Below are 21,033 nucleotides of genomic sequence, written 5' to 3'. Positions count from 1 at the left end.
CTCTGGTGGGTAGTGGCTCAGGTTCAATTGGAACCTGTGGCCAACATCGGCGGGACGGTGACCACGGACCGCCTATGTGTTCGACGCCACTACGATAGTGAGGAGGTCCGACATTTTCTGTCGCTCTCCGAGATATGCGGCTGTGCGCCCCGAGCAACGCGCGGCGGATCGAGCTCGTGTTCGACGGCGCGCCACCTCGTTGTCCGAGTCCTAGTGTGGTTACCATCAGCGCGTGGCCTTCTCTTTCGCTGACCTGTTCGCTGGCATCGGGGGCTTCCACGCCGCGTTTGGTGCGATGGGTGGTGAGATGTGGTTCGCGAGCGAGATCGATCGCAACGCAACTGCCGTGTACGACTACAACTGGTGCCGGCCGCTGCGAACAGGCAGCCAGGACGACCGTCAGAAGCGAGTGCACGGCGACATCGTCCCGCTCACCGAAGGCCGCATCGCGGTGCCTCCCACAGATGTGCTCGCTGGTGGTTTCCCATGCCAGCCGTTCTCGAAGTCAGGGTTCCAACGTGGCATCGAGGAGACCCGCGGCACCCTCTTCTGGAACATCGCGCGCATCCTTGAGGAGCATCAGCCGTCGGTTATCTTCCTTGAGAACGTCCGCAACCTAGCTGGGCCCAACCATCGCGACACGTGGGCAACGATCGTCAGGACGCTGCGCACACTTGGCTATCGGGTCGCATCTCGACCTGCCATCTTCTCGCCCCACCTCCTGCCGCCGGACCTTGGAGGTAGGCCCCAGGTACGGGAACGAGTATTCATCCTCGCCCACAAAGTTAAAGCGGGCGCTCCGAAGGACCTCGATGATCCGATCGTGACGGCGCAGCCCGTGGGCAAGTGGGACCCCCAGTCTTGGGACCTGCGCAAGCACCTCCCCCTTCAGGCGGAAGACGAGATCGAGCACCTCGACCGGTACTCGCTGTCGCGTGACGAGGTCAAGATCATCAATGAGTGGGAACGCCTCCTCCTTGAGGTTGCAGAGCGCCTTGGCCCAGGTGAGCGTCTCCCAGGTTTCCCGATCTGGGCAGATCACTTCCGGTCGGTCGAGGAGGCCGAGGCAATGATCGACAGGGCGGATCTCGATGAGACACCTATCCCGAAGTGGAAGAGGGACTTCCTCAGGAAGAACGCGATGTTCTACGAGCGCCATCGCGACGTGATCGATCCCTGGCTCCCCGGCATCGCCGACTTCCCGCCGTCCCGGCGAAAGTTTGAGTGGCAAGCCCAGGATCCGCGCCCTTTGGACGACACCATCATGCACTTCCGACCGTCGGGCGTGCGCGTCAAGCAGCCAACGTACGTGCCCGCCTTGGTGGCAATCACTCAGACGTCGATCATCGGGAAGTCACGACGTATCACGCCACGCGAAGCAGCTCGACTCCAAGGCCTTCCCGACTGGTTCGAGTTCAAGCATGAGGGACCCGACGGAACCGTGTACGAGCAACCAGACGCCGCGTCGTACAAGCAGATGGGGAATGGGGTTAACGTCGGGGCTGTCTTCTATGCGTTCCGTAAGTACGTCCTCGAGCACCAAGACGAGATCGCCGAGACGGCGCCGAACGTGGTTGAAGCCGTGATCGACGCTGGCGACGACCCCGACGCTCTGCTCAAGAATCGGCCCCTACACTCCAGCCCACTCTCGGTGGGACCGGAGAGCGGCAGTCGAGGGATGGTGGACGGGGCTTTCCGGCACCCGGAGCCGCTGCTCGGCTAGGTCGGCGTACTGAGTCACCATCAGATGGGGCTTGACGAGAACGTCATGTGTCGTCTCATGCACCGATATGGCACCTCGGTTGTAGAGCTGACACACGTCGAGCCTCAGGAGGAGGCCGTTGGTCACGCTGTTCGCGGCGGGCCCGGCGTGCGGATAGATGTGTGTCGCTGCTAGCGCCTCTACGGCTTCGCAGCCTGTGATCGCGCACTGCTCGCCATACGCGTCAAGCAGCGCAGAGCGGAAGTGGTCCTGGCCCTCGTTGGCCGCGATCTTCATCAGTCGTCGGTCACGCTCGTCGTTCAGATCTGCGAGGTCGAACTCCAGGGAGTCACCATCGGCAAGCGGCCTGCCTTCGACTTGGGGAACGTCGGGACGCCCCTCGGCACCGTGCTTCATAATCCCATCGACGATTGTCTGGAGGGCTTCGTTCGTCACCGTGGCGCCGGGTGAGAGCAGACCCGGGTCCATCGGAGCGCGAGTCGCCGCTTCAACAACGGCACTTAGAACGTCATCCTTTGTCGGTAGCGCCTGAAGTGTCTCGGCCGAGACTCCCAGCCCTTCACCGACAGCCACGAGAAAGTCGCGTCGGACAGTGCTCCCGGGGGACGTCGTGAAGTGCTCAATGCCCATCAGGTCTGAGATCACACCCATCAGCGGGCGCTCCGGAAATTCCTTACCATAGGTGCGTGCCACTGTCCGAGCGTAGAAGAAGCACCGCCCCTGCCGCAGATGGACGCGCGTAACAGTGCCGAGCGCGAACTGGGTCAGCACAGAGAGATCCTCGCATCTGACAGGGCGGAAGAAGACGAGCACTGAACCCGAGATGCTCCTGCGGCGCGCCCTCCACGCTGCCGGCGTTCGGTTCCGCCTGCACCGCCAACTGGCCCGCGGATGTACACCAGACATCGTGCTACCAGGCCGCCGACCCGCAGTCTTCGTTGATGGATGTTTCTGGCATTCATGTCCCGAGCACGGACGCAAAACACCATGGACCGGCCCAAACGCCGAGCTTTGGGCCGAGAAGATGCAGCGCAATGCACAGCGCGACGCACGTGCTACGGCGCTGGCGGAGGGACTTGGTTGGACTGTCATCCGGCTGTGGGAGCATGAGATACGCGATGACCCGATCGCCTCGGTCACGCGAGTTATCCAACGCTGACGGTCCACGTGACGTTGTGTCTCGATCAATACTCCGAAGCCAAGATGGTTCGCCCGGCCTGACCGCCACCATCGGAGCGGCCCGGCCGGGAGACTAGGTGAACCGGCCGACCAAGCGCTCCGCGGTGAGGGCGGCTATCCAGATCTGTTCTTCGGGTGCGTCACAGATGCGAAGTGCGGAGGCTGCGATGGCGTGGCGTTTGGTGTCGGTGAGGGTGTCGCCGGTACGGCGGATGCTGATGACGACCTCGACGAGCTGGAGCAGGACGTTGCCCAGGCGGAGGTCGTGGTGGCGCCTGTGGTCGATCAGGCGTGAGGCGATCCGGTCGTAGGCGTCGATGAGTTCCCGTCGTACGGCCTTGGAGTGCTCGAACAGGGGCTGCCTGGTCACGTCGGGCAGCCTTGGGAGCATGCCTGCGTTGTGGGGAGCGATGGCAAGGGTGTGTACGTCGACAAGGACGAGGACGTACAACACGGTTGCCCAGCCGTGCTCCGCGGCGAGCTGTTCGATCTCCTCGACCTTGTCGATCGTCGGGCGGATGGTCTGGTCCAGCAATTCGCTGAGGATGTCGCCCTTGTCCGCGAAGTGGTAGTAGAGCGAGGACTGTCGAATGCCGACGGCCTCAGCGATGTCTCGAGTGGAGGTGCCTGCGTAACCGCGACTCGTGAACAGACGCGCGGCGTGGTCGAGGATGTCCTCGCGCGCCGATCCTGTCGCGATCTGGCCGGTGTGGCGAGGACGCCCGGGCCCTCCGGGCCTGCCGGTGCGGGTCATGGTTGCTGACATCTCGATCTCCGGGTTCTGGCGCGGCACGAGTACCGCGGCTTGACCTGACCAGTGTGCTGGAGCAAGCCGGTCAGGCTCCCACGCGGAACGGCAACTTTCTGGGTCCGGCGCCCAACAGGCGCTTGACCTGCGGAATTGGACATTGTTAAGTCGAGATCTTGTATCTGGATGCAAGTTTCTGCGCCGCGGTCTCGCATCGGTGGCTGCGGGATGGGTGCGCGGATACGATCGCGTCAGGTAAGGGCCGCAGACGACGATCGGGCGAGGTATTCGACGTGGCACGTAGCGAGAGGGCAGCGCGCGAGCAGCTGCGCCTGCGCCTGGCCGCCGAGGATCGCTCGGTGGCCCAGATCGCTGCGCAGATGCAACAAGCCTTCGGTGACCGCCCACGGCGGGCCTGGCGAGCAGCTCTCGGGTGGACGCAGTGGAAGGCGGTCCAGCAGTACCGGACGGTCAACCCGGATGCTCCGATCGATGACTCCCGGCTCTCGCGGTGGGAGAACTGGCCCCACGGGGGTTCACGTCCCGCGCTGGAGGACCTCGCACGTCTGGCTCGCGCATTTGGGCACGGCTGCACGGTCCTCGACCTTCTCGATGACGTCGATCACGAGCACCTGCCACTGGCTCAGCAGGATCTGCTTCGGCAGCTGCGAGCCCCAACGGCTCCGGCCGCTCGGCCGGCCCGGGACAATGGCGCCGTGGACCTGACTCGACGTGAGGCACTTGGTGCGGCCGCGGCAACCGTGGTGTCGTGGGGTTCCCCGCCGACAACGGGGCGACGCTACGGCGCGATCGATGTGGCACGGATCCACTCCACGGCGGCCGGGTTCGCTCGAGCCGACCAGAAGCACGGCGGCGGGAGTGCGCTCGGTCAGGTCACCGCGTACCTCATGAACGACGTGCAACGCATGGTCACCGGGGTCTTCCCGAACGAGTCGGTCAGAGCAGCGATGTTCGCAGCAGCATCCGAGGTCGCCTACGTCGCCGGATGGATGGCGTTCGACGATGCCCGCCACGGCCAGGCACGTCGTCTCCTGACGACCTCGGTCAAGCTCGCTGAGGAGGCCAGCGACCCGGCACTGGCCGGCCACGCCCTTCGGGCGCTCGCGCATCAGGCGATCGAGCTCGAGAAGCCCAACGATGCGCTCGCGCTCGCGGAGGCATCCGTGGACGGCGCCCGCTACCGCACGGCTTGCCCGCGTGAGCGTTCCCTGATCGGGGTCGTCCATGCTCGAGCGCTCGCCACCGCCGGACTCGGGGGTGCCTCCGCGGCGGCGCTGTTGCGCGCGGAGAAGGATCTCGCCGCAGCGAGCAGTGGAGACGAAGAACCAAGCAGGGTGTTCTTCTTCTCCCAGGCATCACTCGCCCATGAGACCGGCCGCACCCTGTACGCCAGCGGTGACCTCAACGGCGCCGAGACCGCCCTAACCCGCAGCGTCGAGCTGCGCGGCAAGGAGTTCGTACGCACCCACGCGGTCACCCTCGGCTACCTCGGCGAGATCCAGGCCGCCCGCGGCCACCTCGATCGTGCCGGTGCGACCTGGTCGACCGCGCTGGACGCCACTTCTGGCGTGCGCTCCGGACGGGTGCGGGACATGGCCGCCACCGTGCGCCAGGTCCTCCAACCTGTTCGCTCCACCAGCGAGTTCGCAGACCTCGACCAGCGTGCTGCTGCCTATCTCGCAACAGCCTGACCCGATCCCCCTCGTCGCCAAGGAGCATCTGTGGAACCCATCCCCATGACCCCGATCGCCCAGGTCGTCGGCGGCCGCACCGAGCCCACTGACGACTACTGGGGCGGTACCGCCGCGATCATCCGTCTCGACCCCGACCTGTACCCGGTCGAGGCAACCCAAGGTCTGGAGGAGTTCTCCCACCTCGAAGTCGTCTTCTTCTTCCACCTCACCGACCAGACCGACCTCAACCTCGGCCTACGCCGCGCCCGCGAGAACCCGGCCTGGCCCGAAGTCGGCAACATCGGCCACCGCAACATGCGCCGCCGCAACTGGCTCGGCATCTCCCGCTGCAAACTAAACAAGGTCGACGGCCTCGACCTCCACGTCGAAGACCTCGACGCCGTCGACGGCACCCCCGTACTCGACGTCAAGCCATGGTTCACCGAGTTCGGACCCCGCGGAGAGACTCACCAGCCGACCTGGGTCACCGAGATGCTCGGCGACTACTTCGCCCCGTCGACGAAGGCCTAGCGACGCAGCGCAACGTGAGCGCTGTCAGCGTTGGTAGGAGAGCGTAATCGGTCTGGTGGAGCTCACGACGACGCCGGGAAGCTGGGCAAGGACGGCACAGACAAAGGACGAGCGCTTCACGTTGAGGTCGTCAGAGGCGCGGAGTTCCTTGTTCGTAAGTACGCCCCGAACCGTAAGACGGTCCCATGCCTTCGACAGCATCTCGGCAGGAACACGCTCCGGGCCGACGCGGCCACGTTCTCTGGAACGCTCGGTCTCTACGTAGATCCCCTCGGGAGCGATCCTGACGATCCAGTTCGGTTGCTGCGAGCCAAGGGTGTAGATCGCCTCGCCGAGTCGCAGATTGTCGGAGAGGAGCTGGAGTAGGTCGTCGTCGAGCGACATGCAATGAGCATCCCATGGAATGGGCGGGCTTGCAGTCGCTCACACGGCGTCCTCGCACTGGCACCAGGAGCCAAACTCGACCATCACGGCATCAAGCCTCCCGGCGCCAGCGGTCGGGGGTGGTGCCGTAGCGGGACTTGAAGCGGCGTACCAGGTAGCCGGGGTCGGTGAGGCCGGTGCGGGTGGAGATGACCGAGAGCGGGAGGTCGGTCTCGCGGAGGAGCCGGCGGGCTTCGGTGAGTCGGCGCTCGGTGAGCCAGTCGAGGAGGGTGCGGCCGGTGCGTTGGCGGATGACGGTGGTGAGGTGGCCGGGGGTGTAGCCCAGGGTGCGGGCGAGGTCGCCGGCGGAGACCTTGGTGGCGTACGTCCTCTCGATCTCGTCGAAGACGCGGCTGACCAGCGGGTCTGGGGCGATGGGGGCGCTGGGGGCCAACCGCGCCGACGCGACCAGGAGGTTCGTGAGGATCGCGGTGATGGCGTCGTGGGAGCCGAGGCGTTCGGGGTGGCGGAGCTCGTCGTCGAGCTCGGTGAGCCAGGCGTGCCAGCGGGGGCGCTCGGCCTCGGGGACCATGCCGCGGCGGCCGTCGGCGGCGAAGAGGGCGAGCAATGGGTGGTGGGCCCAGGTGAGCGGGGAGATGGAGGCGAGGGAGGGGATGGCGTCGGGGGTGAACGCCACCGACCAGGCTCGTGCGTGAGTGAGCTCGGCGAGCGACTCGGCGGCCACGACCTCGCCGGGAGCGACCGCGTGGACCTCGCCGTCACGCAACGCCACCTGCTTGCCGTCGAGGCCGACGGCGCCGCCGCCGCGCTCGACATAGGCGAGCACCCAGAAGTCGTGGGCGTGCCGGTTGTCGGGAGGCAGGTGCTCGGTGTCGCAGTCGGGATCGAGGGGTACGACCCTGACGGCGGGTCTGCCCGGGCGCTGGTCCCAGGCGTAGACCGGGGTGCCGTCGGCACGCACGGTGCGCACGGCTCGGGCGAGCACCGGGGTCGAATCCGAAGAACGTCCCATGCCGACCGACTTCCCTCCCACCGTAGATCCGCAAGATGTCCCATCGTGGAACTATGACCACCATACAGATCATCGACGGCCGCGCCGAGGGCGAACGGGACCGCCCGTTCCTTCCCGGCATGGGCCGCACCTGGCTCCTCCCCCTCTACGACCTCTTCACCCGGCTCGCCCGCGTGCGCGCGCTCCACGAACGGACGGTCGAGCTCGCCGGCATCTCGCCTGGGCAGACGGTGCTCGACGTCGGCTGCGGCACCGGCAACCTCTCCTTCTCGGTGCTTCGAGCCGTCCCGGGAGCCGTCGTCACCGGGCACGACCCCGACGACGCCGCGCTGCGGATCGCCGCTCGGAAGGCGGGTCGTCGAGGCGTACGTCTCTCACTGGTGCAGGGGTACGCCGACCGGCTGCTGCCCGAGGACGGCAGCGTCGACCACGTCGTCTCCTCGCTCGCGCTGCACCACGTCGACGACTCCGGGCGCGAGGGGTTCGGACGCGAGGCCCACCGGGTGCTCCGGCCCGGCGGACGGGTCACCATCGTCGACTTCGGCGCCCCCGACCACGGACCGGGCCACGACCACGGCCACAACCACCAGCACGGGGGCCGCCGGCATCGCGGGATGAACGCCTACACCGAGCGCAACCTAGACAACGCGCTCGTCAGCCTCCTGACCGACGCCGGGTTCACCGACGCCCGCGAGGTCGACCACATCAACCACCGATTCGGGCCGATCACGATCGTTCAGGCGACTCGCTGACGGCCCGGGGGTTAGACCCGCGCCTCTTGGGCGGGCAGTCTGGCCCCATGTACTTCCTCGGAGTCGACCTCGCCTGGGGCGTGCGCAGGCCGACCGGCCTGGCCGTCCTGGACGAGGAGGGCCGCCTCGTGCACGTCTCTGCCGTCAAGACCGACGACGAGATCGTCGCCGCCATGGAGCCCTACGTCGAGGGCGACTGTCTCGTCGCGATCGATGCTCCTCTGATCGTCACCAATCCCACCGGGAACCGATCGGCCGAGGCGGCCCTCAACAAGGACTTCGCTCGCTTCGACGCCGGCGCGCACCCCGCCAACACCAGCAAGCCGGAGTTCAGCGAGCAGCCTCGAGGCGCCCGGATCGCGGCTCGGCTCGGGCTCGACATGAACCCCCGGTCCGGCCGGCGGCGCCGGGCGATCGAGGTCTATCCCCACCCCGCGACGGTGGCCCTCTTCCGCCTGGGCCGGACGCTGAAGTACAAGCACAAGTCAGGGCGTGACATCGACCAGCTCCGGGCCGAGCTGATCATGTTGTTCGGCCTGCTCGAGGGTCTCGCCAGCGCCGACCCGCCGCTGCTGCTCGACGACCCGTCGTGGCAGGCCCTGCGCACAGCCGCCGAGAATGCCGTACGCAAGAGCGAGCTGCGCGTGGTCGAGGACCAGGTCGACGCAGTGTTGAGCGCCTACATCGGCCTGTTCGCGACCCGCGCACCGGACCGCACCACCACGTACGGAGACTTCGCCACCGGCTATATCGTCACTCCGACGCTGCCCGACGACCTCCGCCCGACGCCCCGCGGGCGAGCGGGAGCGAGGATCCACGACACCGCGACCGCGGTCCGTGAGTACGCCGCGATGCAGCCGACGCTGCAAGAAGCAGCCGACCAGTACGTACAGCTGGTGACCTCGATCCTCGACGACGCGGGCATCAACTACCTCACCGTGACCTCGCGCGCGAAGTCGGTCGCCTCGTTCGCGGCCAAGGCGGCTCGTACCGTCGACGGACGACAGGTCTTCACCGACCCGCTCCGCCAGATCACCGACCAGATCGGGCTGCGGGTGATCACCTACGTCCACAGCGACGTCCAGGCCGTCGCCGATCTCCTCGACGACCAGGTGGTGGTCCACGACGACCGCGACATGGGCGAGGAGACCGCGAGCGAGGGCCGGTTCGGGTACGCCAGCCGCCACCTGCTGGTCAGCCTCGACCCCGCGCGGGAGGGCCAGGAAGCGTACGAGCTGTTGCGAGGCCGCCAGGCGCAGATCCAGATCCGCACGGTGCTGCAGCACGCCTGGGCAGAGTTCGAGCACGACATCCGCTACAAGGGCACGATCCCCAGCGAGCACGTGCCCGACTTCGACCGACGGTTCACGCTCGCTGCCGGACTGCTCGAGCTCGCCGACCGTGAGTTCTCCACGATCAGGGACCGGCTCCGGGAGGGCGCGACCGCCGCCAGCACAGAGGCTCCCGACGACGACCCGCGGATCAGCCCCCGGGAGCTGGCGGCGTTCCTGGCCGGGCAGTACGCCGACGCCGGCTGGTCGCGGACCGACCACTACGGGTGGATCTCCGGAGTCATCCTCGAGCTCGGCATCACCTCGCTGACCGAGCTCGGCGAAGCGTTGCGCTCGGTCGACGAGGAAACCCTCATGGCGCGGATGGACTACCGCTATCCGCCGGGCGCGGTGCGGCGGCTCGACGACGCCCTGCTCTGGGTCTACGGCGACGCCTACGTCGGGCTGCGTGCCAATGCGCACCGGGCGCCCGGTCTGAGAGCCAGGCTCGCCAAGATGCGCGACTCCGACTGAAATCCGATCCGGGGGCGGGCGCGAATTCCCGCTATGAGACACCTGGATCGCCATACCCTCGCCCATGCCGCCGCCGGTGTGCTCGCCGGAGTGGCCGGGATGTCGGCCGCGCACCTCACCGCTGCGCTGCTCACCCCGGCCTCGTCCCCCGCGCTCGCGGTCAGCACGGCCGTCATCGACGCGACACCCACCCCGGTCAAGGAGTGGGCGGTACGCGAGCTCGGCAGCGCGGACAAGCCGATCCTGATCGGCAGCGTGCTGCTGGTCACGATCGCGTTCGCCGCCGTGATCGGCGTCGTGTCCCGCAGCCGGCTGAGACTCGGCGTCGGGCTCATGGCGGGCCTGGTCCTGCTCGCCGGGGCCGCCGTGGTCCGCCAGCCGCTCTTCGAGATCGCGAACCTCGTGCCCACGGCCGTCGCCCTCGTCCTCGGCCCCGCCGTCCTGGTGCTGCTGACCCGCGCCCTGACGGCTGAACGCACACCGACGCAACGGAGCGACGACGACTCGAGCGACGGCACCGCCACCCGCCGGAGCGTCCTGATCGGGTTCGGCGCGCTGGCACTGCTCTCCGCCGCAGCCGCGACGGGCGGGCAGCTGATCGTGCGCGGACGTACGGCCCTCGCCGACATCATGCTGCCGCGGGTGCGCGACCCGCTGCCGGCGCTTCCGGCAGGGCTGGAGGAGACGCACCAGGGGATCTCCCGGTTCATCACCCGCAACCGCGACTTCTACCGGGTCGACACCAAGCTGGCCGTTCCGATCGTCGATCAGAACAGCTGGTCGCTCACCATCGACGGTGATGTCGGCCGCGAGCTCACCTTCAGCTATGACGACCTGCGCGCGCGGGAGAACGTCGAGCACGACATCACCCTGACGTGCGTCTCCAACGAGGTCGGCGGCAAGCTCGTCGGCGCGGCGCGCTGGACCGGCGTACCTCTCAAGGAGCTGCTCGAGGAGGCCGGTGTCGGCAAGGACGCCGACCAGATCCTCTCGACCGACGTCGAGGGCTTCACGATCAGCACCCCGCTCGAGGCCGCGATGGACGGCCGCAACGCGATGGTCGCCCTCGGCATGAACGGCGAGGTCCTCCCCCGCACCCACGGCTTCCCGGCCAGGCTGGTGGTGCCCGGCCTCTACGGGTACGTCGGCGCCACCAAGTGGGTCACCAAGCTGACCCTGACCCGCTATGACGAGGCGACCGCCTACTGGACCGACCGCGACTGGGCCATCGATGCCCCGATCAAGCTGTCCAGCCGGATCGACACGCCCCGTCCGCTGAGCAACATCGAGGGCGGCCGCACCGTGATCGGCGGTGTCGCCTGGGCCCAGCACCACGGCGTCGCCAAGGTCGACGTACGCATCGACGGCGGCCGCTGGCAGCCGGCCGAGCTCGGCCCGGACGCCGGGATCGACTACTGGCGCCAGTGGTTCCTGCCCTGGGACGCCCAGCCCGGCAGCCACCAGCTGGCCGTCCGGGTCACCGATCGCGACGGCAACGTGCAGAGCTCGGGGCGGGCCACCCCGTTCCCCGACGGGTCCAGCGGAATCCAGGAAATCGTCGTCACCGTCACCTGATCAGAAATTGGCGAAATCCGATTCGGGCACCGTGCCGAAGCCCTCATGACAGCAAGAGACCAACCCTCGAAAGGCTCTCCCAATGAAGCTCAACACGATCACCCGCACCGGCAGCGTCGCCGCGTCCATGGCGCTCATGCTGGGTCTCGGTCTCTCGGCATGTGGTTCGGAGGACACCGCGTCCGGCAGCGAAGGCGGGTCCAGCACCTCCGAGTCGACCGAGGCGGCGCCCGAGGAGTCCGAGAACATGGAGGCCGGCGCGCAGACCTTCGGCGAAGGCTGCAAGCTGATCCCCGCCGACGGCGCCGGCTCGTTCAACGGCATGTCGACCGCACCGGTCGCCTCCGCGGCGAGCGCCAACCCGCTGCTCAAGACGCTGGTCTCGGCCGTCGGTGAGGCCGAGCTCGTCGACACCCTCAACAGCGCCGACGCGCTGACCGTCTTCGCCCCGACCGACGACGCCTTCGCGAAGATCCCGAAGGCCGACCTGGACGCAGTGCTGGCCGACAAGGAGACGCTGACCAAGGTCCTCACCCACCACGTGGTGGCCGGTCAGCTCGGCCCGGACGAGGTCGCTGGTGAGCACGAGACCCTGGCCGGCGACATGATCACCGTCGAGGGCGAGGGCGAGGAGTTCACCGTCGGCAAGGAGAACGCCAAGGTGCTGTGCGGCAACATCCCGACCGCCAACGCCACGGTGTACGTCGTCGACACCGTTCTGATGCCCTGATCGGGACATCGGACCGGATATCCGCGAGGATCGATACATGAGACCGCTCAGCTCAGTTCCCTCCGGCGACTCGTCGCCGGAGGGAACCGGGTCCCCGGGGCTCGCCGAGCTCCTCCGTCGCGTCGCCCGAGGCGACGAGGCCGCCTTCGCCGCGCTCTACGACGCGACCTCCGCCCGCGTGCACGGACTGGTGCTGCGGGTGGTGCGTGACCCGGCTCAGGCGGAGGAGGTCACCCAGGAGGCGTACCTCCAGGTGTGGCGCACCGCCAGCCGGTACGACGAGAACCTCGGCAGCGCCCATTCGTGGCTGCTGACGCTGGCCCATCGTCGTGCCGTCGACCGGGTCCGATCCGCGGAGTCCGCGGGCCGCAACGACACGGCCTACCACGGCACCACCCAGACCCCGCCCCATGACACGACGGCCGAGGCCGTGGAGACCTCCTTGGAGGCTCGCCGCGTCCACACCGCCCTCGAAACCCTGACGGCAGTTCAACGCGAGGCGCTACAGCTGGCGTACTTCGGCGGTTACACCCACACTGAGGTCGCCGCCATGCTCGATCTGCCGATAGGCACTGCAAAGACCCGAATCCGGGATGGACTGATCCGGTTGCGCGACGCGATGGGAGTGAGCCGATGACCGCGCATGACATTCACGCCCTCTCCGGCGCCTACGCCGTCGACGCCCTCGACGACATCGAGCGCGCCCGGTTCGAGGAGCATCTCGCCGTGTGCGCCGACTGCCGCGACGAGGTGGCCAGCCTGCGCGACACCACCTGGATGCTCGGCGGCCTGACCGACACCGCTCCCTCGCCGGAGCTGCGCGACCGCCTGCTCGCCGGCATCAAGGAGATCCGGCCGCTTCCGCCCGAGACCGCGCCCAGGCACAGGGCCGTCGAGACTCCTGAGCCCTCGGACGCGTCGCCCAGCCGTCGACGGTTCGGTTGGCGTACGTTCGCCGCCGCGGCCGCGGTGCTGGCCGTCGTCGGTACCGGAACGGTCACCGCCGTCGAGCTGCTCCGCGACGACACCAGCCAGACCATGACGACCGCGGAGCGGGTCCTGAACGCGAAGGACGCCACCACCGTGGCCGTCGACCTGCCCGGCGACGCCCGGGCCCGGGTGGTCCGCTCGGTCTCGGAGAATCGGGCGGTGCTGGTCACCTCCGACATGCCGGCCGCACCGAACGGCAAGGTCTACGAGCTCTGGCTCCAGCACGACGACGTCATGGTCCCCGCCGGCCTGATGCCCGCCGGCAGCGACCAGACCGTCGTCCTGGAGGGTGACGCCGGGGACGCGAGCGCGGCCGGGATCACCGTCGAGCCCGAGGGAGGCTCCGATGAACCGACGTCGGCCCCGATCGCGTTGTTCGACTTCTCGCAGGCCACCTGACCTGCGAGAAGTGGGAGCCGGCCGGCTCAGGCGTAGGGGTCGAGGGAGACCCCGGCCGGCTTCCCGCCCGCCAGCGCGTTGCCGAACCGCGCGTCGGTGAGCTTGAACGTGGCGGCGCCGAAGTCGGCCGCGACGAGGCGGTCGCGGATGCCGGCCGGGTAGTTGTCCCAGCCGACCAGACCCTTGACCTGCCAGACACCCTCGTGGTTCTCGGGCGGCTCGTCTCCGCCACCGGTCTTGGGGAAGCGGAAGCAGTGGGTGCTGCCGCCGTCCTTGTGATAGACGGCCTTGGGGTGCGTACCGCCCTCGAACTGCAGCTCCGACTCGGGCTTGATCTGGTAGCCCGAGTGCTGGGAGACGGACATGTATCTGGTGTGACCGTCCTGCACCCACACGATGATGTGCTCCCAGTCGTGCCGGTGGCCGGCCGATCCGGGGCCCCACGAGACCTGGTCCTTCTCGAAGTAGTAGCCGTAGAGGTACGCACACCAGCCGTTGTTGCACTTCGAGCGGGAGTAGACGTTGGTGTTCTGCAGGTCGGAGAGGTCGCGGCACTGGCCGTTGACCGTGCCGCCCATCGCCAGGCCGCCGTTGAGCGTGCCGTCCGGGCCGATCGCCGGGGTGCTGTAACAGCCGTCGGTGTCGAAGTCGAGGGCCGGCTGCCAGGTGCGGTCGCCCTCCGGGGCCGAGGCCGGGAGCGCCGGGGGCGGGGCGGCCCAGGCGGCCGCCGGAATGACGGAGAGGAGTGCGGCGAGCGGAAGCGCGAGGGCGAGCTTGCGCGTGAGTCGTTTCCCGAGAGTCATGTGGGGGGTCCCTTGTTCGTGGGGGAAGGGGGTGCACAGATGCAACCAGTGCCGCGATCGCGTGACAACCCCTTGTGTGTGAACGCGCCGGTAACGCCGCCCTCCGGTGGTCTCCCGTGCCCTGGTTGGATGGTCCGGTGGACGCAACGCAGTGGCAGGAACGGATCGTCGCCGAGCTCGCCGGCCTCGGCCAGCAGGAGTTCGTGATCATCGCTGAGCCCTCGCCGCCGGCGCCGGAACCGACGGGCCTCCTCGCCCGGCTCAGGGCGAAGGCGTCACGGTCCGCCCCACCGTCTCGCTGGGGGCAGGTGCTGTGCGTGGACTCGGTCCTCTCCGCGGAGTTCGCCGGTACGCAGCACATCGGCGGCACCTGGGAGGCCTCCGCCGAGCAGCACGAGGCGCTTCGCGCGGCCGGTTGGCTGACCCCCGACGAGACCGACCCGATCGCCCCGGCGCCGGGGGTGCCGCACTACTGGCGCACCGTCCCCCGGGCCGAGGCAGCGCTCGTCGCCGGGCTCCTCGTCGACGCCTTCGGCATCCTCGGCGCCGACTTCTCGACGCTCACGCTCCGCCGGGATCAGTAGGCGCCGAGCTGCTGGCAGAGCATGCGGTAGAAGGCGGTGTTGGTCATCGGGGTCAGCCTGTCCTCCAGCGCGAGGTGGAGGCCGTCGGGGCCATTGATGCCGGCGAGCTGCCACGGGCCGACCGTGATCGACCAGGCGGTGCGGGCGCCGACCTCCTTCAGGACCACGTCGCGAGCGTCCTGGTCCTCGCCCAACAGCTCTGCCATCCGGGCGGTCGGGAACGGGCGCACCGACCCAGCGGCGCCCTTGACCGGGCGGATCTTCAGCGTTCGGACCAGGCTCGGGACCAGGTGACCTCGCGGGAGGTCGAGGGGCTGCGTACGCGTGCCGTCGACGCCGAGCTCGAGGTGGATGCCCGTGGGGTCGACCGCGGCACGGTGCTCGAGGCGTCCGCCCGGGCCGGCAAGGACCCAGACGACCTCCGTCGCGGCGCTCATGCCGGGCCCCAGGTCGCGGCAGCAGCGTCGATCTGGGCGGCCCAGGTCGCATAGTCGCTGGTCAGCACGGTAGCGGTCAGGGTGTGGCCGACTCCGTCGATCGCCACGAACCACTGCTCCATGGTCAGCGCGGAGCCGCCCGGCCCGTCATACATCGCCAGCCGCCGCCCCGCCTCCTGCCCGGCGATCGTGAGGCGCTCGAGGTCGATCGGCGTGTAACCCGGCATCATCTCGGCGAACGCCATCTCGGAGCCGACCTGCCAGTCGCGGAACCCCAGGTCGCCGTTGGTCTGGGCGGTCACCGTGAGGTTGGAGCGGAAGGTCCCGCTCGCCGGCGCGAGCGCCAGGAAACGTACGCCCTCGGGTGGCTCGACAATCTCCCAGCCGTCCGGGAGCGTCATCGTCGTCTGATCAGACATGGTCACTTCTTTCCTGCGGTGCGCTTCTTCTTCGGGCTCGACTCGCGATACCACTTCGGCTTGATGAACGACGGGGTGGGCACGATGACCAGCAGCGGATAGACGAGGCAGGCGAGCAGGAAGAGCCCACCGATGACCGTCCAAGCCGCGGTCTGCTCCGGCACCAGCCCGAACGCCGTCGAGCCGGTGATGGCCAGCGCGGAGATGCAGGGCAGATGGATGAGTACGACGTCCTCGCCCACACCGCCGCGGTTCCACGCGGTCGCCCAGGAACGGGCACGAGCGGAGAGCCCGAGATGTTGCCAGATGCTGACCCCGGCGCCGATGACGCCGGCGACGAGGATGAGTACGGCCCAGATCATTGCGGTCCTAGTCCCAGAAGGTGATGGCGTCGCCGACATCGGAGGCTACCTCGCCGGCGCCCTCCGCGAAGTCGCTGACCCCGTCGACAACGGCCTCACCGAGCTCCCCGGCCTCGTCGACCACGAAGTCGGCGGCCTTGCCGGCCAGCCCGGAGCCGATCGCACCACCGATCACGCCACCCACGACACCGCCGATCACCGTACCCGGGCCGGGGAAGATGCTGCCGATCGCGGCACCGGCCTGTGCGCCGGCCCAGGCTCCACCGGCAGCGCCTGCCGTCGTGATCGCGGAGGTGCTCACCGTGCGGCTCACCCGCTCCGTCGTCGACAGCGACGGGTCGTCGGCGTCCTTCTGCCACTGCTCCCACGCCGAGGTGCCGGCCGTGACCACCCAGCCGGCTCGGGTCGCCCACTTGCCCGCGGTCAGCCACTTGCCGCGTACGGCTGCCTTGTTGGCCTTCGCGTGCCAGTTCTTGTCGCTGAGCACCTTCGCGGCGCGCTCCAGCTTCGTCAGGCTCGACGGGCTGGCGAACCGGCCGTTCACCCGCGGCTGGAACGTGCCGTAACGGCTCTTGACCATCCAGTCGACGCCGGCGCCGGCTCCCAGACCGGCCAGCCCCAGGGCGTACGCACCGATCTGCATGCCGTCGGAGAAGTCCTTCGGCAGCAGGCCCAGGTCCTCGAGGCGGTCCTCGATCCAGCCGTCGCCGGTCGACTTCGAGATCGCCTTGCCGAGGTCCTCGTGGGCGTTGTCCTCGTCCTTGCGGGCCGTCTCGACCCGGCTGACCAGGTCGTTCCACTTCTCGACCTTGGTGTTGTGGGCGTTGACGTCGCCCTCGGAGGCGTCATCGCCCGGGTCGGTCGGCGGCGAGATCATGGTGCCACTCACCGTCAGCCCCGCGCCGCTGGCCTCGGTGCGGATCGTCGACATCTTCGTCTCGACCGCCTTGAGGTCACCCGAGAAGGTCGAGAGGCCCTTGCCCATGGCCTCGATGCGCGACTCGAGCTGACGCAGGTCGTTCTTGCGCTTCTCCGCCTTCGACTCGAAGGCGGCGCCCGCCTGGCCCTTCCAGGAACCGGCAGTCTTGATCGCCTTGCCGAGGTCGTCGAGTGCGTCACCGACCGCGTCCTTGGCGGTCGTGCACGCGTCCGCCGCGGTCTGCGCTGCCGACGCGTCGCCGTAGACCTTCGTGTCCATCGCCTCAGGCATCAGTTGCCCCTCACCCTCTGCTCCTGGCGCCGGCCCGCGTCGCCGGCCCCGTGATCGGCCGTGGTCGCGTGGTCGAGAGCGTTCTGTACGCCGTCGCTGAGTGACCCGAGGCCTTCCGCCATCCCACCGACGGCCGCCGCCAGCGACGCCAGCGCGGTCGCGACCTCGGAAGACGACTCGCCCACGTCAGGCGTCTTCTGCAGCGGCTTGGCCTGCTTGAAGAGGTCTCCACCGGCGGTGTCGAGCGTGCTCTTGATGGACCTGAGATCGTCGGGATTGACGTGCATGTCGTCGTCACTCATGCCCTCGTTCTACCCGCTTTCGCCGATTTCAAACATGACGAAAGTAAAAAGCCCTATACGGCCGCCTCGGCCGGGCTCCGTACGTCATGCTCGCCCTCCACGAACCTGCGGGAGAGGGCGGCGAGCGCCTCATCGAGCTTGGCGTCGTCCGCGCCCCAGTCGGAGAGCTCGGTGACCAGCCATTCCTTGAATGCCGCGACCAGCTTGTCGAGCTCCCCCCTGCCCGCCTCCGTCAGGGCGTACGCCGTCTCGTCGCCGTAGAGGTAGCCCTCCGCCGCGGCGGTGGCGAATGCCGGTGCCAGCACCGCGCCCGGCATCCCGAGGCGGTGGCCGATCGCGACCAGTGAGGTCTCGCCGCCGACCCACTCGCGGATCCCGATCTGGCGTACGCACCACGCGGTCGCCGCATCGAGATCGACCGCCGACTCTCGGAGCATGGTGAAGGTCTCCGGAGGCTGGCGGCGGACCAGTTCGGCGACGGCGACATCGAGGCGCATCGCACTGTCGGAGGAGTTGGGCATCGCGAAGCCGTCGCCCGTGTCGGTCGCGCCTGCCCTCGAGGTGCCGCGTAGGGGCACTTCCTTGAGGAAGAGCGCGACCAGGAACGCCAGCCCGGCGACCGGGACCGCGGCGAGGAAGACGACCTGCAGCGTCTCCGCATAGGCGCCGATGATCGGCGCGCTCTGGGCGTCGGGCAGCGCGTGCAGCAGGGCCGGTGTCGCGACTTCGTCGGCGGGCACTCCTGCCGAGACGAGGGCGGCGGGCAGCCGGTCGGCGAGCCCGTTGGCGTACACGGTGCCCATGATCGAGGCGCCGAACGAGCTGCCCATCGTCCGGAAGAAGGTCACGCCCGAGGTCGCCACGCCGAGGTCCTCGTAGGCCGCGGTGTTCTGCACGATGATCGTCAGGATCTGCATGCTCAGGCCGACACCCATGCCCATGATCAGCAGGAACAGCGACATCATCAGGGTGCTGGTGTCGGCGTCCATGGTCGAGAGCAGATAGAGCCCCAGCGCCATGATCAACGCACCGGCGACCGGGAAGAGCTTGTAGCGCCCGGTCCGGCCCACGATCGAGCCCGCCACCGTCGAGGTCACCAGCAGACCGATGACCATCGGCAGGGTGCGGATCCCGGACGACGTCGCAGAGACGCCGTGGACGTACTGCATGTAGGTCGGCAGGTAGGTCATCGCGCCGAGCATCGCGAAGCCGACGATGAACGAGAGCACGACGCTGACCGTGAACACCCGGTCCCGGAACAGCCGCAACGGCAGGATCGGAGAGACCGCCCGCGACTCGACCCAGACAAAGATCGCGAAGGCGACGGCCGAGCCGATGAACAGACCGATGATGGTCGCCGATCCCCAGGCGTACTCCGTCCCGCCCCAACTGACGGCCAGCGTCAGCATCGAGGCGCCGAGACCGACGAAGAGGATGCCGAGGTAGTCGATCGAGGGGCGCTTGCCTCGGGCGATCTGCGGCAGCGTGAGGCTCGCGATCGCGATCACGGCGATGCCGAGCGGCAGGTTGATGTAGAACGCCCAGCGCCAGGAGAGGTGGTCGGTGAAGACGCCGCCGAGGAGTGGTCCGAGCACGGTGGTGGCGCCGAAGACCGCGCCGAGGGCGCCCTGGTACTTACCTCGCTCCCGCAACGGGATGATGTCGCCGATCAGCGCCGTCGCGGTCACCATCAGGCCACCTGCGCCGATGCCCTGCACGGCGCGGGCGCCGATCAGCCAGGCCATGTCGGTCGCGAACCCGCACGCCGCCGAGGCGAGGATGAAGAGCCCGGCGGAGACCTGCAGCATCAGCTTGCGGCCGAAGAGGTCGCCGAACTTGCCGGCGAGCACGGTCGCCACCGTCTCGGCCAGGAGGTAGGACGACACCACCCACGACAGGTGGCCGGCACCTCCGACGTCGGCCACGATCGTCGGCAGCGCGGTCGAAACGATCGTCTGGTCGAGCGCCGCGAGCAGCATGCCGAGGAGCACGGTGCCGAAGATGAGATTGATCCGGCGCCGGCTCAGCTGAGGCTCGACGTCCGATGCCGCCTGCGGTGCTGCCATTGCGACCCCCACGGTCTCGACTGGAATCAAACTAAGCGAAACTCCAGGTCGGGGCGAGGGGCCTCGCGGAGTGTCAGGCAGCCTCCTCGTGGTGGTCGGCCAGGTCGCGGATGAGACTCGCGGCCGGCTCGTGGACGAATTCGGCGAACCCGACGAGCGCGGAAAGGCCCTCCAGCGGCACGCCCGCGCCGAGCGCTGTGATCGTCTCCGGTCGCATCAGCCACGCGGCCAGGCACGCGGGATAGTCAGCCGGATGGTTGAACAGCTCGTCGAGCTCGACCAACCCATCGTCGTCGGGACTCCTGAACGCATGCAGCCCCGCGTCCATGGCGAGGTTGACCAGTCCGTACGGAATGTCGGTGAGCAAGCCGTAGTCGCGCAACCCGCGGTGGGTCCAGATCTCCCCCGGCTCGTGCCCCGGCCTGCCGGTCCTGTCACGCAGCGCGTCGATCCACCGCTCCGGCTCATCCGTGACGGCGTACGCCACTTCCTCAGGCACCCGCAGCGGCGCCGTCTCGAACATCAGGCCGTCGTCGATCGGCACGATCCGGCCGATCACGCACTCCCCGTCATCGACGAGCAGTCCGGCACCGATGTTGATCGTGGTCAGCTGCTCTCCGGTCCTCGGATCCTCCCAGAGCAGGTTTCGCGGCTCGTGTCCCAGCAGCCGTAGGCCACGCATCGGCGCCCGCACCCACTCCCAGATCCGGTCGGCGCCGGCGATGAGGTCGCCGGACGCGTTGTGGCGCAGGAACGCCTCGAGCCCGCCGAGCTCGTAGAGGAACGTCTGCCGGTAGACCCAGTCGCGATCCAAGATCTGGATCCGGTCGTCCTCCCGGTCACGTCCGGGATCGGGGCCACCACGGACGTCCAGCGCGACACGGATCGCCTTCGACATCCGCCACTGGTTGCGCGCGTGGGTGCTCTGCATCGCCTGCGCGACGATCCATCGCGAATGCGCCCACCTCGGCATCAGCGCCTCGAGCAGCCGCAGCTGTTCCAGCCGCTCGAGGCGCGACGGATGCCAGAACTGCTCCTTGTCGAGCTGGTCGCTGGTCGTGTGAATGATCTCCAGGGCTGATTTCACGTCCCCGCGGGCCTCGGCATCGTTCACCGCGAACATCGCCGGCCAATAGGGACTGTCGACGACCTTCTCCGCGAACGACCGTCGCCGCGGATCCCCGGGCCTGTTCGGCGGACGAGGTGACTTCTCACGCTTCTTTCGTTTGGGCATGACCCCAGCAGACCCCGGATCCGTACGCCCCGCCAGCGCCTATCACCGGCCTGTGGATAACCCTGTCCTGGAGGCCGCCTGTGGACAGTGAACG

The 21,033-nt window shown here is 68.5% G+C and carries 23 protein-coding genes; 11 read left to right on the top strand and 12 right to left on the bottom strand.

Annotation, left to right across the window (positions count from 1 at the left end; genetic code table 11):
* The first annotated feature begins 232 nt into the window (after positions 1-232).
* Positions 233-1,723 carry a DNA (cytosine-5-)-methyltransferase gene (dcm, locus tag ABZY89_RS10670; protein ID WP_355226955.1) on the top strand — a complete coding sequence of 497 codons (1,491 nt, stop codon included), beginning with the start codon at positions 233-235 and terminating at the stop codon, positions 1,721-1,723.
* Here the strand turns inward: dcm and ABZY89_RS10665 are convergent.
* Entirely contained in the window at positions 1,631-2,494 is an 864-nt protein-coding gene (locus tag ABZY89_RS10665) for an HNH endonuclease (protein ID WP_355226953.1), read from the bottom strand. The genes dcm and ABZY89_RS10665 overlap by 93 nt on opposite strands.
* Before the next feature lie 52 nt (positions 2,495-2,546).
* Between ABZY89_RS10665 and ABZY89_RS10660 the strand changes: the two genes are divergently transcribed.
* A complete protein-coding gene (locus ABZY89_RS10660; RefSeq protein WP_355226951.1) occupies positions 2,547-2,882 on the top strand; it encodes a very short patch repair endonuclease in 336 nt (111 codons plus the stop codon).
* Between the two features lie 93 nt (positions 2,883-2,975).
* Here the strand turns inward: ABZY89_RS10660 and ABZY89_RS10655 are convergent, their stop codons facing one another.
* Positions 2,976-3,668, bottom strand: coding sequence for a helix-turn-helix domain-containing protein (locus ABZY89_RS10655; protein ID WP_355226949.1), 693 nt, complete (start codon positions 3,666-3,668; stop codon positions 2,976-2,978).
* A 275-nt stretch (positions 3,669-3,943) separates the two neighbouring features.
* Between ABZY89_RS10655 and ABZY89_RS10650 the strand changes: the two genes are divergently transcribed.
* Both ABZY89_RS10650 and ABZY89_RS10645 read left to right on the top strand, forming a co-directional pair.
* A complete protein-coding gene (locus ABZY89_RS10650) occupies positions 3,944-5,362 on the top strand; it encodes a helix-turn-helix transcriptional regulator (protein WP_355226947.1) in 1,419 nt (472 codons plus the stop codon).
* A gap of 30 nt (positions 5,363-5,392) precedes the next feature.
* On the top strand, positions 5,393-5,875 hold the full coding sequence (locus ABZY89_RS10645) for a TrmO family methyltransferase (RefSeq protein ID WP_355226945.1): 483 nt from the start codon (positions 5,393-5,395) through the stop codon (positions 5,873-5,875).
* 24 nt (positions 5,876-5,899) lie between these two features.
* Here the strand turns inward: ABZY89_RS10645 and ABZY89_RS10640 are convergent, their stop codons facing one another.
* Both ABZY89_RS10640 and ABZY89_RS10635 read right to left on the bottom strand, forming a co-directional pair.
* Complete coding sequence (locus tag ABZY89_RS10640; RefSeq protein WP_355226943.1) at positions 5,900-6,259, bottom strand: hypothetical protein; 360 nt, start codon at positions 6,257-6,259, stop codon at positions 5,900-5,902.
* A 91-nt stretch (positions 6,260-6,350) separates the two neighbouring features.
* Positions 6,351-7,271 carry an AraC family transcriptional regulator gene (locus tag ABZY89_RS10635; protein ID WP_355226942.1) on the bottom strand — a complete coding sequence of 307 codons (921 nt, stop codon included), beginning with the start codon at positions 7,269-7,271 and terminating at the stop codon, positions 6,351-6,353.
* Positions 7,272-7,324: 53 nt separating this feature from the next.
* On the opposite strand from ABZY89_RS10635, the gene ABZY89_RS10630 reads away from it, so the two are divergent.
* From ABZY89_RS10630 to ABZY89_RS10605, 6 genes are all read left to right on the top strand, one after another.
* A complete protein-coding gene (locus ABZY89_RS10630; protein WP_355226940.1) occupies positions 7,325-8,023 on the top strand; it encodes a methyltransferase domain-containing protein in 699 nt (232 codons plus the stop codon).
* A 47-nt stretch (positions 8,024-8,070) separates the two neighbouring features.
* Positions 8,071-9,828: a DUF429 domain-containing protein gene (locus tag ABZY89_RS10625; RefSeq protein WP_355226938.1), complete on the top strand. Its 1,758-nt coding sequence runs from the start codon at positions 8,071-8,073 to the stop codon at positions 9,826-9,828.
* A gap of 33 nt (positions 9,829-9,861) precedes the next feature.
* Positions 9,862-11,403: a molybdopterin-dependent oxidoreductase gene (locus ABZY89_RS10620; protein WP_355226937.1), complete on the top strand. Its 1,542-nt coding sequence runs from the start codon at positions 9,862-9,864 to the stop codon at positions 11,401-11,403.
* Between the two features lie 82 nt (positions 11,404-11,485).
* Positions 11,486-12,133 (top strand): fasciclin domain-containing protein, encoded by a 648-nt coding sequence (locus ABZY89_RS10615; RefSeq protein ID WP_355226935.1) that lies wholly within the window; start codon positions 11,486-11,488, stop codon positions 12,131-12,133.
* A gap of 37 nt (positions 12,134-12,170) precedes the next feature.
* Complete coding sequence (gene sigK / locus ABZY89_RS10610; protein ID WP_355226934.1) at positions 12,171-12,770, top strand: ECF RNA polymerase sigma factor SigK; 600 nt, start codon at positions 12,171-12,173, stop codon at positions 12,768-12,770.
* Positions 12,767-13,522: an anti-sigma factor gene (locus ABZY89_RS10605; RefSeq protein WP_355226932.1), complete on the top strand. Its 756-nt coding sequence runs from the start codon at positions 12,767-12,769 to the stop codon at positions 13,520-13,522. The genes sigK and ABZY89_RS10605 overlap by 4 nt, the downstream gene beginning before the upstream one ends.
* A gap of 26 nt (positions 13,523-13,548) precedes the next feature.
* Here the strand turns inward: ABZY89_RS10605 and ABZY89_RS10600 are convergent, their stop codons facing one another.
* Positions 13,549-14,325: an NPP1 family protein gene (locus ABZY89_RS10600; RefSeq protein ID WP_355226930.1), complete on the bottom strand. Its 777-nt coding sequence runs from the start codon at positions 14,323-14,325 to the stop codon at positions 13,549-13,551.
* A gap of 137 nt (positions 14,326-14,462) precedes the next feature.
* On the opposite strand from ABZY89_RS10600, the gene ABZY89_RS10595 reads away from it, so the two are divergent.
* Positions 14,463-14,909, top strand: coding sequence for a hypothetical protein (locus ABZY89_RS10595; protein WP_355226928.1), 447 nt, complete (start codon positions 14,463-14,465; stop codon positions 14,907-14,909).
* On the opposite strand, the gene ABZY89_RS10590 is transcribed toward ABZY89_RS10595, so the two are convergent.
* The 7 genes from ABZY89_RS10590 to ABZY89_RS10560 all read right to left on the bottom strand — a co-directional run bounded on the left by ABZY89_RS10590 (position 14,903) and on the right by ABZY89_RS10560 (position 20,939).
* The gene (locus ABZY89_RS10590; RefSeq protein WP_355226927.1) at positions 14,903-15,346 is read right to left on the bottom strand and encodes a hypothetical protein; all 444 of its coding nucleotides are present in this window, start codon (positions 15,344-15,346) and stop codon (positions 14,903-14,905) included. The two genes, ABZY89_RS10595 and ABZY89_RS10590, sit on opposite strands and share 7 nt — an antisense overlap.
* Positions 15,343-15,765, bottom strand: coding sequence for a hypothetical protein (locus ABZY89_RS10585; RefSeq protein ID WP_355226925.1), 423 nt, complete (start codon positions 15,763-15,765; stop codon positions 15,343-15,345). The genes ABZY89_RS10590 and ABZY89_RS10585 overlap by 4 nt, the downstream gene beginning before the upstream one ends.
* Before the next feature lie 2 nt (positions 15,766-15,767).
* Positions 15,768-16,127, bottom strand: coding sequence for a hypothetical protein (locus ABZY89_RS10580; RefSeq protein WP_355226924.1), 360 nt, complete (start codon positions 16,125-16,127; stop codon positions 15,768-15,770).
* A 7-nt stretch (positions 16,128-16,134) separates the two neighbouring features.
* The gene (locus ABZY89_RS10575) at positions 16,135-17,337 is read right to left on the bottom strand and encodes a hypothetical protein (protein WP_355226922.1); all 1,203 of its coding nucleotides are present in this window, start codon (positions 17,335-17,337) and stop codon (positions 16,135-16,137) included.
* Positions 17,337-17,639 (bottom strand): hypothetical protein, encoded by a 303-nt coding sequence (locus ABZY89_RS10570; RefSeq protein WP_355226921.1) that lies wholly within the window; start codon positions 17,637-17,639, stop codon positions 17,337-17,339. The genes ABZY89_RS10575 and ABZY89_RS10570 overlap by 1 nt, the downstream gene beginning before the upstream one ends.
* A 53-nt stretch (positions 17,640-17,692) precedes the next feature.
* Entirely contained in the window at positions 17,693-19,705 is a 2,013-nt protein-coding gene (locus ABZY89_RS10565) for an MDR family MFS transporter (protein ID WP_355226919.1), read from the bottom strand.
* 73 nt (positions 19,706-19,778) lie between these two features.
* Positions 19,779-20,939, bottom strand: a complete 1,161-nt coding sequence (locus tag ABZY89_RS10560) for a hypothetical protein (RefSeq protein WP_355226917.1) — start codon at positions 20,937-20,939, stop codon at positions 19,779-19,781.
* Between the last annotated feature and the right edge of the window lie 94 nt (positions 20,940-21,033).

This window comes from Nocardioides sp. NPDC006303 (genome assembly GCF_040613175.1).
Taxonomy (GTDB): domain Bacteria; phylum Actinomycetota; class Actinomycetes; order Propionibacteriales; family Nocardioidaceae; genus Nocardioides.
The sequence above is the reverse complement of the archived record's forward strand: the minus strand, read 5'-3'. Positions and strand labels throughout refer to the sequence as shown.